This is a genomic window from Sphingomonas sp. Leaf208, assembly GCF_001421415.1.
Lineage (GTDB): Bacteria > Pseudomonadota > Alphaproteobacteria > Sphingomonadales > Sphingomonadaceae > Sphingomonas.
Window position 1 is genome coordinate 1 of sequence record NZ_LMKH01000038.1, and the last position, 14,021, is coordinate 14,021.

At 58.4% G+C, this 14,021-nt stretch carries 10 protein-coding genes; 4 read left to right on the plus strand and 6 right to left on the minus strand.

What is annotated here, in order from left to right:
* Positions 1-385 (plus strand): transposase domain-containing protein (locus ASE69_RS20170; RefSeq protein WP_156362436.1); only part of this gene is annotated, 385 nt, incomplete at its 5' end.
* A 32-nt stretch (positions 386-417) separates the two neighbouring features.
* Positions 418-1,035: an IS3 family transposase gene (locus ASE69_RS20175; RefSeq protein WP_056490763.1), complete on the plus strand. Its 618-nt coding sequence runs from the start codon at positions 418-420 to the stop codon at positions 1,033-1,035.
* A gap of 196 nt (positions 1,036-1,231) precedes the next feature.
* On the opposite strand, the gene ASE69_RS20180 is transcribed toward ASE69_RS20175, so the two are convergent.
* Positions 1,232-2,791 (minus strand): TolC family outer membrane protein, encoded by a 1,560-nt coding sequence (locus ASE69_RS20180; RefSeq protein WP_056490766.1) that lies wholly within the window; start codon positions 2,789-2,791, stop codon positions 1,232-1,234.
* Positions 2,792-2,935: 144 nt separating this feature from the next.
* Between ASE69_RS20180 and ASE69_RS20185 the strand changes: the two genes are divergently transcribed.
* Positions 2,936-3,511: a polysaccharide biosynthesis/export family protein gene (locus ASE69_RS20185; RefSeq protein ID WP_056490768.1), complete on the plus strand. Its 576-nt coding sequence runs from the start codon at positions 2,936-2,938 to the stop codon at positions 3,509-3,511.
* Complete coding sequence (locus ASE69_RS20190; RefSeq protein ID WP_162236901.1) at positions 3,459-4,955, plus strand: outer membrane beta-barrel protein; 1,497 nt, start codon at positions 3,459-3,461, stop codon at positions 4,953-4,955. Before ASE69_RS20185 ends, ASE69_RS20190 begins: the two co-directional genes overlap by 53 nt.
* A gap of 124 nt (positions 4,956-5,079) precedes the next feature.
* On the opposite strand, the gene ASE69_RS20195 is transcribed toward ASE69_RS20190, so the two are convergent.
* The 5 genes from ASE69_RS20195 to murB form a co-directional block, all read right to left on the minus strand.
* Positions 5,080-7,209 (minus strand): GumC family protein, encoded by a 2,130-nt coding sequence (locus ASE69_RS20195; protein WP_156362437.1) that lies wholly within the window; start codon positions 7,207-7,209, stop codon positions 5,080-5,082.
* Positions 7,210-7,259: 50 nt separating this feature from the next.
* Complete coding sequence (locus ASE69_RS20200) at positions 7,260-8,570, minus strand: HlyD family type I secretion periplasmic adaptor subunit (protein ID WP_056490777.1); 1,311 nt, start codon at positions 8,568-8,570, stop codon at positions 7,260-7,262.
* Between the two features lie 68 nt (positions 8,571-8,638).
* The gene (locus tag ASE69_RS20205) at positions 8,639-10,438 is read right to left on the minus strand and encodes a type I secretion system permease/ATPase (RefSeq protein ID WP_162236903.1); all 1,800 of its coding nucleotides are present in this window, start codon (positions 10,436-10,438) and stop codon (positions 8,639-8,641) included.
* 62 nt (positions 10,439-10,500) lie between these two features.
* Positions 10,501-11,817 carry a UDP-N-acetylglucosamine 1-carboxyvinyltransferase gene (locus ASE69_RS20210; protein WP_082453281.1) on the minus strand — a complete coding sequence of 439 codons (1,317 nt, stop codon included), beginning with the start codon at positions 11,815-11,817 and terminating at the stop codon, positions 10,501-10,503.
* Positions 11,817-12,854: a UDP-N-acetylmuramate dehydrogenase gene (murB, locus tag ASE69_RS21610; protein ID WP_200924213.1), complete on the minus strand. Its 1,038-nt coding sequence runs from the start codon at positions 12,852-12,854 to the stop codon at positions 11,817-11,819. Before murB ends, ASE69_RS20210 begins: the two co-directional genes overlap by 1 nt.
* Positions 12,855-14,021 lie beyond the last annotated feature (1,167 nt).

Below are 14,021 nucleotides of genomic sequence, written 5' to 3' on the forward strand. Positions count from 1 at the left end.
GCGCAAGGGCGATCTGGCCAAGGCCATCAACTACATGCTGTCACGCTGGGACAGCTTTGCCCGCTTCGTGTCTGACGGCAGGATCTGCATGACCAACAATCCTGTCCTGAGCGAAGCCGAAGGGGCCGCGGAACGCCGGGTGAGAACCGTCGCGGTCGGGCGCCGGAACTGGACCTTCTGCGGCTCTGACCGCGGCGGTGACCGTGCGGCCGCCATGTACACGCTGATCCAGACCTGCCGCCTCAACGATGTCGACCCACATGCTTGGCTGCGCGAGGTCATCGCGCAGATCTCCGACCATCCGCAGAACCGACTTCACGAGCTATTGCCGTGGGAATGGAAAGCTTGGCAGCAGCGCCCCGAAGCCATCGCGCAAGCCGCGTAGCATCAGTCGCGCCAAACTAGCACGCTCACCGAATGCATACCATGAAAGTGCATAGGCGGCTGCTACAGCGGAAAGGCGAAAGCCGCGAGGAACGGCGTCACGATGGCCGGGTCGCCGACGACCTGCGCAACACCCGCCAGTGCTCCGTCGGGTTGGAGATCACCTGCAACAATGATGAGAAGGAGCGTGTCGCCTTCGCGCCCGTCTTTTGCGACCGCGGGGCGATGGGCCACGTCGCAACAACGGGCGGCATTACTGCCGAGGACGGCCAGGACCTGATGGTCGCCATGGTCAAGCATCGCTACGGACAGGTGTACCGCGTGTCCGGACCAATTGAGTGGCTTACCGATAACGGCAGCTGCTACACCGCTCGCAACACTCACGCCTTCGCCCGGGGCATTGGACTGATCCCGCGTACGATACCGGTTGGCAGTCCTCAATCGAACGGCATGGCGGAGGCGTTCGATCGCACCCTCACTCGAGATTATGTCCGCGTGAACCCCAGGCCAGATGCGCAGAGTTTTACCAACCAACTGCCCGGCTGGTTCGCGAGGTGCATCCGCATCGTGTTGCTCGCTATCGTTCACCCCGCGAGTTCATCGCGCAAACCTGCGAGCCCGTGTCAGGCCTATGGGGGAGCATCATCTTGAACGACGTCCCACAATGGAAGCTAACACATTCAATTCCACCAGAAGTCGTGAAATTGTTCGCCATTCGACATGCCTATAAGAGTGATTACAGTAACACAATGATACCAGCGCACTTTGACGGCCCCCGCCGCCCGCAACTATGGCGGACAGAGCGACGGCAGCGTTCTTCACCCAAACCGCGGCTTCTCCATTACCTTCACCGGCGAATGCTGGGTGGCTCCGTATCGGGGATCGGCGCCCGCCCGCTGGGATCGACGGGATAGGACGTCGCCAGCGCCCCTTGCGGAGGCGCGGCTGTTGCAGGCGCAAACTGCGGTGTGCCGGGGGGGGCGGAAAGCACCGGCGCTGCACGAGTGTCGCCGTTTGGTTTCTGGAGCTTGTCGAGTGGTTGCAGGATTAGTTGAAACGGCCCGATCTGACTACGTCGCTGGCGCTCCAGATTGTTTGCGGGATCATAGGCTGCGGGTACGTTGGTGAGCGCAGCTGCCTGCAGTCTGCCAAGATAGGCGAGTAAGTTTGCCTGACCAGCGTAGTGGTTGTACTCGGCATTAGCGACGATGAGCTGGGCATTGAGAAGCCGCTGTTCGGAATCTAGCACCTCAAAATTTGATCGGAATCCCTCTGCAAACCCGCGACGCACGCCTTCTAACGCACTTTGTGCCGCAATGGATGCTGCGCGCCCGGCATCCAGCTGCTCCTGCGCAGTAATCGTTTGATTCCAGCTCGTTAGCACGGCCTGATTGACCTGCCGGCGGGTATCCTCAATCTGGAAGCCGAGTTGCTGTGCCTGTGCTGTCGCCGCCCGTACCCGCGATCCGATCACGCCCGACGATAGGAGCGGCATGCTGAAGTTTACCGCACCTGACACGGCACGCCCTAGATCACCGGTTTGGTAAGTTACTGGGCTAATATAGCCGTAGCTACCCTGCAACGAGATCGTTGGCGCACGTTCCGCCCGCGCCGCAGCGACGCGCTGCCGTCCGGCGCGTTCGTTGAGAATAGTCTGCCAAAGGGACGGGCTTTCGGCATTAGCTGTTCGATAGGCTGCGTCGATTGTCGGGGGGAGACCAGGGAGCGGAGCTTCCACGTCTAATACACCTGGCGTCCGTCCGACGACCGTGGTGAACCGCGCGCGGCTCTGCTCGAGACTGGCGCGCGCTTGCGCCAGCGAAGATCGGATGATCAGCAACTGTGCTTCCGCTTGCGCGATGTCGGTACGCGTCAGATCACCGCCCCGTTCACGCGCCCGCGCTTGGGCAGCCTGACGTTCGTAGGATTGGACCGACCGCTCCTGGATGCCAACGATGGCAGCGTCGCGTCGCACCGAGACGTACGAGTCTACCACTTCCAGCAGGATAAAGTTTTCAACCTCGCGCAACCGCTCGCGACCGGAAAGGATGTCCGCTTCGGCCGCCGAAACCTGCGCTGCAGTGCGCCCACCGTTAAGTAGGATCTGTTGAGCACTGACGGCAAAACCCATAGTCTTACGGGTGTTGGTACCGAACCCTTGGGCAAACAGGCTGCGCTGACGCTGTTCGTCGTAAGCAAAATTGCCGACAAGCGTTGCGTTCAGACGATACGGCGATGCCGCTTGGATAAGTTGCTCGTCAATTGACCGAAGTTCGGCGCGCTGCGCTTCAAGCCGAGGGTTGTTGCGATACGCATCCGCAATCGCCTGTGCCAAGCTATCCGCCTGTGCGGCGGTCGCCATCATGCACGCAGAGGCGGCAAGCGCCCCGAACCATGCCCGTTTCATTGATGCCCCGATCCTATTCCCTGTCTATTCTGACACGTTTACCATCGCCAACCGCACTTGCCAACGAGTGTTGAGAGCAGGAAGCCCGTGCTGGCGCGGGCGTGATACTCTCGATATAGGCACATGACAGGGTAGGAGACGGCAATGACGGGTAAATTTGGACCGGCAGCGATTCTGACGGGCAGTTTCGTGCTGATCCTCTCAAGCTGTTCGGCATCCCGACCGCCAGCGCTGCCAAGTGACTTGGCGGCGAAGCCTGCCGATGTCTATCGTCTGGGACTGGGCGATAAATTGCGTGTGAACGTTTACGGTGAGCCCGCGCTTAGCGGCGAATATCAAATTGGCGGCAGTGGCGCGGTGACCATGCCGTTGATCGGCGATGTTCGCGCGGTCGGATTGAGCGCTCGGGAACTTGAGAGTGCGCTCATCCAACGTTATACGGCGGGTTATCTTAAATCGCCGAAAATCGCGGTTGAGGTATACGATTTCCGACCTTATTTCATTCTTGGGGAGGTTCAGCGCCCCGGTCGCTTCCCGTCGACCGAAGCGACCACGGTGCTCGGTGCGATCGCAACTGCGGGCGGGTTTAGCTATCGCGCGAACAAGAAGCGCGCATTCCTGCGCCGAGCTGGCACCGACCAGGAATATGAGATTGATCTGGCCAAGGATGTCCGAATTCTTCCAGGTGATGTGCTTCGAATCGGCGAGCGCTATTTTTAATCGGCCGCCACATCAGGGGGAAAGAATTACGATGTGTAAGCCGATCGCAATCTCGGCGGCAGTCGCCCTGATCGGGCTACCGACCGTCGCCTTGGGCCAGACCGCCGATTCAAGCCCGGGCGCACTGACACTTCCAGATCCCGGCACGCCCGTAGCGACCGACCGCAGTTCCGACACGCTGATCGGCATTCCATCGCTACGCCTGCCCCGCGGTGATACATTGACCAACGGAGGCGACGGTCCTGTCGTCGGTGTCAGTTCCGGTCGTCGTGGTTCCACAGTAGCAACTCGCGCACGACCTGATTTCGATGCCGCCGGCATACCGGTTGGAGGCTTCACTTTGTTCCCGGTGGGAAGCTTGGCCCTGACGTATGACGGCAACGTCTTCAATGGCCGGCAGAACCAAGTCAGCGATATCGCAGCAAATGCGAGGCTTGCAGCAGTGATGCGGTCCAACTGGTCGCGCCATCAAGTCCTCCTCAGCGGGTTTATCAACGAGCGTGCCTATGCAACCTATACGTCCGAAAGCGGTGTTACTTATCGCGCTCGCGCGCTGGGGCGTTACGACATTGGCATCGATACTAAGGTGACAGCCGAAATAGGCCGCGAACGAATATTTTTGCAACGGACTGCGCTAACCGAGGTTCTATCGACTCGCCAACCGATTCGCTATGACTTGACGTCAGGCGCTCTTGGTATAAGCCGTGAATTGGGACGATTGCGTGCATCAGCGCAAGGTTACGCCGCTCGCTATGACTATAACGATGCTGAGCGCATCGACGGCACCCCTATCGCACAGCAATTTCGCTCCTACGATTTGTACCGCGGTTCGCTACAACTAGGCTACGCTTTGGATACAGGGCCGGTTGTTTTCATTCAAGGCATCGCGGATGCTCGCCGCTACCGTTTCCCGGCACCCCCGATTGATCGGGATTCTAATACGACCGAAATTTTAATCGGCCTGTCGAGCGACATCACGCCGCTGCTACGGGGCCGCATCGGAATCGGTTATATTCACGCCGATTTTAAGCAAGCGACCATCGCAAGTAGGGGGGCGCCGAGCTTCGACGTCGACTTGGATTATCTCGCTACAGAATTAACCACGGTTCACCTGTCAGGACGCCGCTACTTCCAGAACGTGTCGCTAGCGGTGTCGCCAGGTGTGCTAAATACCGAGGCTACGCTTGGCGTAGATCATGAGTTGTTGCGCAATCTGATCCTTTCAGGCGAGATTTTATACAGACAGACCGACTTCATCGCGTCGGGTGGCAAAGGCTCTGCCCTAGGCGCAGAAGGGAAAAGTCAGCTCTACATCAATCGTCGGTTGCGGGCCAACGCAGGGTTAGGCTATTTCTACAGTCGTCGCAGCAATATCATTGCCAGCGAGATTCCGCGCAACGTCGGCCAAGTTCAAGCTACCATCGGCCTTTCGTTTGCTATGTAGACTTTAATAAGTGATGTATTTTATCGCTCGAGTCGCTCTTCAGCCCTAACAGATTGTAATCTCTGCTATCAATTCGAAGCAATGCCGGAATGGCCGACACGTATGGCTATGTCGGCCTATTTCCTTAAGCGTAATACTGTTTAAATTTGTTGTAATACATCATTTCGTCACCGTAACCGGAACGCGCCTGCTCTTTCATGTTAACTAGGGTCAGCGCTGCGCCCTGAACATGGGCACCGGCACGCCCCAGCATATCTAGCGCCAGTCGCGATGCATTGGCCGGGGTATGCCGCCAGCGGGTAACGAACAGTACGCCATCAGCCATAGCTGCGACCACACGCGCTTCGGCGAGGGGCAGGACTGGTGCGGTGTCGAGCACAACCAGATCGAACTGATTACAAAGGTCGGTAACGAGCTTTTGCATTACCGGTGCGACCAGTAGATCATAATCAGACGTCTTGGACGTGCCTTGGGCCAGAATATAGGCACCGGAGACTGTGTCGCGTATCAGAGCTGCATCTAAAGCTATCTCGCCCTTCAGAACCTCTGTCAGACCGCTGTTGACTTGGCCAACCATTGTACGGCTCGATGCACGACGACGTACGTCGCAATCCACCAGCACGACGCGTTGCCCTGCCAACGCAGCAGATCTGGCGAGGCAGATCGCTGTTGTAGTCTTTCCCTCTCCCGGCAAAGCGGATGTAACCGCCAGAGAGCGGATGATCTGGTCAGCGTGACCAATGCGCAAGGCACCGCGGATCGACCGGAATGCCTCTCCAAAAACGGATCCGCCGTGCTCAACGAGGTAATTTGCCGGACCCATTGGATCGTTCCGGGGCATTGATACACCAGGAACGGTCTTGAGGTCAGGTACGCTGCCCATCACTGGAACACCTAGCTCCGTCTCGACATCCTGTCGCGACTTCAAGCCGTTTTCAAAAAACTCTAATACGAGCACTAACAGAGCTGCGGCGAGTATGGCCGCTAATAGGCCACCGCCAGCGAATAGCGTTAGCATGGGCGAGGTTGCTGAATTGGGCACCGTTGCGCGTGAGATGACATAGGCATTGCTCTGATCGGTGCCTTGACCGGCAACCGATTGACGGTAACGATCTAGCAGCGTCTGATAGAGACCGCGCACCGAGTCCGCGTTGCGCTGAAGCTCTGCAAGCTGAACAGATGCCGCATTGCCGGCGGCCAAACCACCCTCCGCACGGCTCAACGACGAACGAATGGCAGAAGACCTGCCGCTCGCGACTTGGACGTCACTTTGTGCACCCGAGCGCACCCTGCTGGTTTCCGCAGCTATGCTGCGGTCGATATCTGCAAGCTGCCGCTCGATTTTGGCGAGGTCGGGGTGAAGCGAACCATAGCGACCAGCCAGATCAGCGCGCTGCGCACTCAACTGAGCCTGCTGGCTCCGCAATTCACGAAGCAGGTTGCTGGCCTCACTTTGTGTCGAGGAAGACCTCAGCGCGGATAAACGTGCCTGGGCAGCCGCTTGATCGGCCTGTGCGCCGGCAAGCTGGGTATTAAGTACCGAAATCTCCTGCTGGACGGCGGTGCTGTCCTTTTGCACGTCGATCAGATTGGTCGCTGCACGGTATCGCGCGACCGCCGATTCCGCCTGTATCACCTGGCCGCGCAACTGAGAGATGCGATCGGCAAGCAATTTGCCTTCTCTCCCGCGCGCGCCTTCCTTATCCCCGCGCTGGTCGAGAATATACTGGTCGACTACCGCGTTCGGAATGCTCGCCGCAAGCTGCGGATCGGTGGAATCGAAACCAACCGTTATCGCATAGGACAGACCGGTACGTTTGACCTGCAAGCCACCACGCACCTTGCTAATGGCAGCACTCCGTGCACCAACGGTAGTCACCGGCTGACCGCCCGTAGGACGCGCGACTGTTGACACTCCAAGTCGATCAACGACTTCTTCGGCAAGACGTGTCGATGTAAGAACCTGTACTGCCGTATCGACGGTAGGCGAATCCGTGGGCAGTGAAGCTTGCGTATCCTGCCCAGCCATGAGCTCATCGACACGCCGGTCAAGCGCCAATACGGCGCTTGCCGTAAATCGCCGTGGTGCTGCGACATATGCGATAGCGGTGAGCGCTAGAACAACCAGCATCGCCCCGACGATCCACCATTGGCGACGGCGGATCGTAGCGAAAATCCGCTTCAGATCTATCAGCTTGGCGCCGGTTTCCCGGTCAAACTGTTCGTCTGTCACATGTGAACCCGCCATATCCATCTTGCTTCCCTTACGCTTTGGCACCAGCCCAGACACACTCGCGCTCACTCTTAGCGCTCGTGCAGCGACCGAGAGAAGGTTTCGGTCAACGGATCAAGCATATATTGCAGCGCAGTACGTTTGCGCAGCTTGATCAAGACCGCCACCGGTACACCTGCCCGAATGCCGGTATCGTTACCACGTACCGCCTCCAACTGAGCGAGCTGGTCCTTTGGAACGACAATCTCGGCAGTGAAAAAGTTTCGGCCGCTCTGCTCGTCATGAAGACTGTCAGCAGAGACGTTCTGCACGCGCCCTAGCAAGATAGGAAGATCACGCTCATGCAACGACAGGAAACGGACTTCCGCTTCGACACCCTCGGTAACGCCGTCGATATCGCTTGGCTGAAAATTGGCCTTGATGATGAGCGGTGCGGCATCTGGAACAATGTCCATGATCGGTTGCCCAGCCTGAACTACCCCTCCGCGCGAGAAAATCCGCAGGCCAACAACTCTACCGGAAACGGGGGCGCGGATGACCGTTCGCTCCAGTTGTTCCTTAGCCGCGATCAACTTGGGCATCGCTTCGTTCAGCTGAAACTGCGTGTCACGCAGCAGGGCAGCGCTGTCCTCGACATATTTACGCGACGTGGCGATCACCTGTTCGCGTGTCTGACCGATCTGCTGGCGCGCCGCAGCTGCACGTGACGCATAATCGGCGTCGGCACCCTGCAACTGTTGAATCGATCGTTCAATTGCCCGCACCGAGTTACGTGATACATAGCCTTCGTCGGCCAACTTACGGGTGCTTTCGAGCTGTTGCTGAAGCGACTCGCGTTGGGCGATACTAGCCCGCGATTGCGCGGTGTAACCGACCGACTGGCTAGCAACCTCGGCCTCTTGCTGCCGCAATACCGCACGGTTCGATGCAAGCGAATTACCGCGCGCGTTGACCTGCGCTAACTGAATGCGCTTGGCTCGGTCGACCAGTTGCACATCGTCTCCCGTGGCCTGCGCGAACGTCGCAGGCCATTGAATGGCGCCCCCACGGATGTCGGCTTCTAATCGGGCCCGCTGCGCCTGAAGGTCGATCACGCTACCTGCCAACGCACGCTCAGTCGCAGCGACCTCAGCCCCCTGCAAGCGGATCAAGACTTGGCCGTCCTTGACGTGCTGTCCCTCGCGCACGTCAAGCGCCTGGACAATCCCGCCGTCCCGGTGTTGAACGGTCTGACGATTGCCCGATACCGATACTTGGCCTTCGCCTTGTGCCGCTGCGTCGAGCCGCGCGAAGGCAGCCCATCCGCCTAGTATAACGAAAAAAACAATTGCAACGATCCAACCAATCCATAGCGCATCTCGCGGCGAGTCCTCGAGAGCCATTCGCTCACGGATCGTCTGTCCTATCGGGGCGACACCGCCCTGAACATGCGGAATAATGGTACCCGAACTCACTGCTGCACTCCTTCGGACTTGGGCGCATCGCTTTCATTACTTATTTCAGGCACACCTTCGGTTTGGCGGCCTGATGGCGCATTAGCGTCCTCAACGCCGGCGGGACGGGGTCGCGTCAGCTCATCCTTCGGACCGAACATCTGCACCTTGCCATCGCGCAACAACAGGATCTTGTCGACGGCCTGGAGCAATCCGGTGCGGTGGGTGGACACCACTACTGTCGCACCTGCCTCTTTAAGAGTACGCAGTGTCGCCATGAGACGTGTTTCGCCGCTCGCGTCGAGGTGCGCATTGGGCTCATCGAGAAACAAAATCTTGGGGGCCCCGAACAACGCGCGGGCTAGCGCCACGACCTGGCGTTGTCCCGCCGAAAGCCCACCCCCTTCACGCACGCTGAGCTGCGTCTCGTAGCCTTGGGGAAATTGTAGGATCAGTTCGTGTGCGCCGGCGAGCATGGCCGCATGAACGACTTTCTGGTCGAGGTGCTCGGTCGGCGTTTCGGAGAACATCGAGAAGCGTGAGATGTTGGAGTGGACGTTGGCAGGAAACAAGGTTGGGGTCTGCGGCATATAACCAACGTTGCGACCTAGTTCGTCGCCGTTCCAATCCGACAGGCGCGCGCCGTCAATCCGGACTTCGCCGCGATCCGGTTCGAGTGCCCCCGCTAGAACGCGCAGCAGGGTCGATTTGCCAGCACCGCTAGGCCCGACTAACGCGACGATTTCTCCAGGCTGTACAGTGAACCGGATATCAGACAGTAGTTCGCGATCGCTTCCCGGCGCGCGCACCGAGATGCCGTCCACCTCTATTAGACCAACTGGCGCGGGAAGGGTGGTACGCGGCACCGTTATGTCAGGTAGACGACAAAAGTCGTCCAGTCCGCGATAGGCGTTGCGCGCCGACAGAACGCTTTTCATCGCCCCTAAAATCTGTTCGACCGGCTGCAGCGCACGACCAAGGATTAGCGAGGCGGCAAAGATCGAGCCTGCAGAAATACTCTGATGAATCGCTAGATATGCGCCGAGCGCCAGGGCCAACGACTGGAACAGCATTCGCAAGAATTTGGTTGTGGCAAGGAACAAGCCCGAACTCGACGCAAGATCACCCTGTCTCCGGACAAGGTCGGCACGTTCGAGCAAGTGGCGGGTGACAAGAGAACCCCGCATTCCGAGCGCTCGGACCGTTTCGGAAGCGGTAATCGAATAATCCTGGCTTCTATACGCCGCACTGGACCGCACCGTCGTTTCTGCGACAGCCTTGCGTGTGGCGAAATCACTGGCAAGCGCCACCGCAACCAGCAAGATCGACGCTACGAGCGCCAGCAAGCCAATCAGCGGGTGCAAAAGGTATGATATAATAATATAAATTGGTGCCCAGGGGGCATCAAATATTGCTACGATTGCGGGGCCAGTCATCACGCCGCGAAGGGTATCAAAGTCGCGCATGGCCTGCGCCCGTTGAATTGGGGTCGCACCGCTGGCCCCCATGATCCGGTGAAGAATATTGGGGGCGGCCTGTTTCTCAAGCCGGACGCTTGCGCGTAATAGCAACCGCATGCGCACCGCATCCAGCAACGCAAAAACGATTAGCGATACCGCTAGGATCAGCGTCAGCACCAGTAAGGTCGCATCACCTCGGGTCGGCACCACTCGATCGTAAACCTGAAGCATATAAATCGACGGCACCAAATACAGGACGTTAATTAGTCCCGAAAATAGTCCCGCCTGGATGAAATGCCGCCGGCACGCCCGCAGCGCGGCTCGCAACGGATTGGAATGAATAAGATAGTCCGACACCGTAATGCAGGCCTTTGCTAAAGAAACGGGGTTGTTAGAACTGTATTTGGAACCGTTGACGATCAGCCGCCGTATTGCATATTGGCTCCGAGTGCCTTGGCCTTTGCCAGGAACTGGTCATAGCCGCGTTCGATCTGCCAGGCGTCAGTAATACGGGTCGATCCGTTCGCGACCATCCCAAGCAACGACAGCGCGGACCCGGCCCGCAGATCGAGCGCACGCACATCTGCACCGTGGATAGCGCTGGTACCCTGAATATGAGCTGTTCCGCTGCGGACATCGCTAGCGATGCCCATCTTCGCGAACTCCTCTAAATAGGCATAGCGATTTATGAAGCGGAGATCGACGATCCGAGACTCACCGCGTGCGCAGGCCCCCATAGCCGCGAACAGCGGCTGCATGTCAGAATTGATGCCGGGGTAGGGACCGGTAGAAATCTCGACGGGGTAAGCGCGCCCCGAACGGACGATCGCGGTGTCACCAGCGCAGAAAACCTTGGCACCGCTCTCGCGTAAGAAGATCAGTGGTACTTCCAGATCACTAGCCGGGAAGTCGTGGATCTCGATGTCGCCGCCCGTAATAACCGAACCGATCAGCCAAGTCATTGCCTCCATATTGTCGGGCATTACGCGATGAACGATGCCATCAAGCTGTTCGGCCCCAACGATTTCTATCGATTCTTGACCATAGACGGTGATCTTCGCACCCATCCGCTCGAGAAACCGGGCAAGATCTAGAATCTCGGGACGAATATGCGGGTTCCACAACCGTGTCGTGCCGCGAGCGAGGCTTGCAGCAATCAGGGCGTTTTCGGTCGCCCCGGTCGACCGCATCGGCAGCACGATATCTGCGCCGGTCAGCCCGTTCGGTGCTTCCGCGAACAGACGTTCACCCTCATACCATACTCGAGCTCCAAGCCGGGTCAGTACCATTTCATGAAGATCAGTCTTGCGGTCGCCTAGGTCGCAGCCGCCAGGCATAGGTACGCTGCCCGCACCCGTGCGAGCAACCAGTGCGCCCAAGATGAGCAACGTGTTGCGAATCGACCTGCCCTGCCATTCGAGATCGCTGGGCGGAACGGTTGCCTCCTCGATGGTCAGCGTGTCACCGTTCACCACGCACGTCTTGCCCAACGCCTCAAGCATTCCGACGTGCACGATCGCATCAAGCAGACTGGCGGGATAATTGTGGAGCACGATCCGCTCCGACGTCAGCAGCGATGCCGCCAGCAAGCGCAGTACACTGTTCTTGGCCCCGCTGACACGCACTTCACCGACCAGACGAGAGCGCTCGACACGCAGAATGCTGGAAAGCGATGCACTATCGTCGGTAATGACATCGTCAGAAGCTAGGTTCAGGCTAGCAATATTAGTATTCATCAGGATGTTCCCTGTGTTGTTTCGATAGCGAGCATGTCAGCAATTTCGTGCGCGGGACGCATTGTTCCGTCGGGCGCGAGGTGACGGACTTCTGCGATCATTGCTATGCCGGTTAATTCCTGTACCCGCCTGCGAGCAAGAGCGATCAATTCGAGCACGTCTCTAGAGCGTGCTCCCCCGTTATTGACAATGAAATTGGCGTGATCGGGTGACATCTGCGCGCCTCCTACCGACGCGCCCTTCAGGCCGGCACGCTCTATCGCCAGTCCAGGAGGGCCAATCAAGTTGTAGAGGGCCGGGTCGCTTACGAACACCGAGCCGCAATTGGCGCGCACACGTGGAAACTTGGCACGCCGAGCTGCTAGGATTGCAATTGCCTCTCGTCGCAGCGCATGGCGATCGCCAGGTTGAAAACGCAAGCGCGCTGACACTACCGTTCCGCCACTCGCCTGTAGCGTGGAACTTCGATAGGCGTAGCCCAGATCGGCATGCAGGATCCGCAACAGCGTCCCGTCGCGGGCAATGACGTCGGCGGACACGACGTTTTCGCCAATACCCCGACGCTGACTGCCGCCGTTCATCGTGACCAAGCCACCCAGCGTACCGGGAATACCTATTGCATGCGTGGCACCCGCCATGCCGCCTGCGATTACCTTACGCACGAAGGAGGGCACCCACAAACCCGCGCCCGCCTCAACGATGCCGTCGGCGTCAATAACGAAATTACCGAACGCACGACCGATGCGTACCACAACACCACGAAAACCGGCATCATCATATAACAAATTCGAACCATCGCCCACGATGACATGTGGAACCCCCGCCTGCGCGATAGCGGCAAGCACCCCGCGAAGCGTAGCGACATCGGGTGGCGTGACGACAACATCCGCCGGACCGCCAATTCGCCAGCGACCCAGCGTGGCCAACGGAACCCCGAACGCAATCGCATCGTCCGGCAGAAGCACCCTTAACGCGATCGACAATGGCGATTGCGGCGTGACGGTAGCGGTATTTGAGATTTCAGCCGCAATAATCACGAGCGCAACGTCTTAATATTCATGCCGATGCGCTCCCAAGAACAAAATTTTCCGACCGCATAGTCAGATGATACCCCTTACCGGTCTTGTCATTGTATCAGTTAATTTACTCCCAATATCACAGCCGCGGGCCGATTGTAATCGATCACGGTAGAGATTTTGTTGCGCTGCAGCACCTATTTTCATGCAGATTATGTCGTATCGGGGCTATACGGCGTCTACCATATCGGATAGTACCGTAATGGGACACTCGCCTGCTGCCAGTACTGGTAAGAGGGTCAGGCCCAGCGCAGTGAGAGGATGCACGATGAGCAGAACTGACGTTAACGGTCTTCATTCGGATGATATTATGACCGCCAAGGGCACCTACGCATTGGTCGGATCACTTCTGGTTGGTTTGATCCTCTGGGGTAGTATGCTCGCAATGGTCATCTGACAATCGGTGTGGCTGCGCGTCGGGTTTGCGCGCCTGCCATATCAATTGAGCATCTCAACTCTGAGTAAGGCTCATCTTGTGTAGCGAGCGGTGGGCGTCGGTTGGGCCACGGCAGGGAATGAAAAGCCGTCGTAGAACGATCAAATCGTCAGGCCGGAACGTGCGATGATCTCGATCGTCAGATAATCAAGGCGCGCGACCGATGCGTTAAGCTTTTGACCAGCATAGCCAACATCGGCGTTCAGCGTAGCGGGCGCGGTACGCGTCGCAGGATCGTTCGATCAAGCCGTACACCCGGTCGCGATCCTGAACATCGGCTTCATGTACCACGCCTTGGACCATATTGCCGACCGCGTCGTTCACGACGGCGTTTGTGTGCCCTCATCTTCTTACAGGCGTCGTATTCGCGAGGCCCACTTATCTTAGCGGTCATTCGCCAACTAGCTATCGATGACGCTTAGTAGCCCCCGGCATATGGCCTTCTGATATTCGCACCATGCCGCGATCACTGTGTCGATGACATCAAGCAGGCCGTCGTCGCGCTTCCAGTAGAAACGGTACCGCACGGTCGTGAAGGACGGAAAGTCCTTGGACAACTGCGCTCATCGACACCCCGTCGTCTCAATATACTGGATCGCATCCAACAGGCCCGCGCCTTGTGCTTGCGGGGCGCCCAACCCCGGAGGTGGGCCTCAGGACGGTCAGACGACAGACCATTCCTGGTGGGCGCA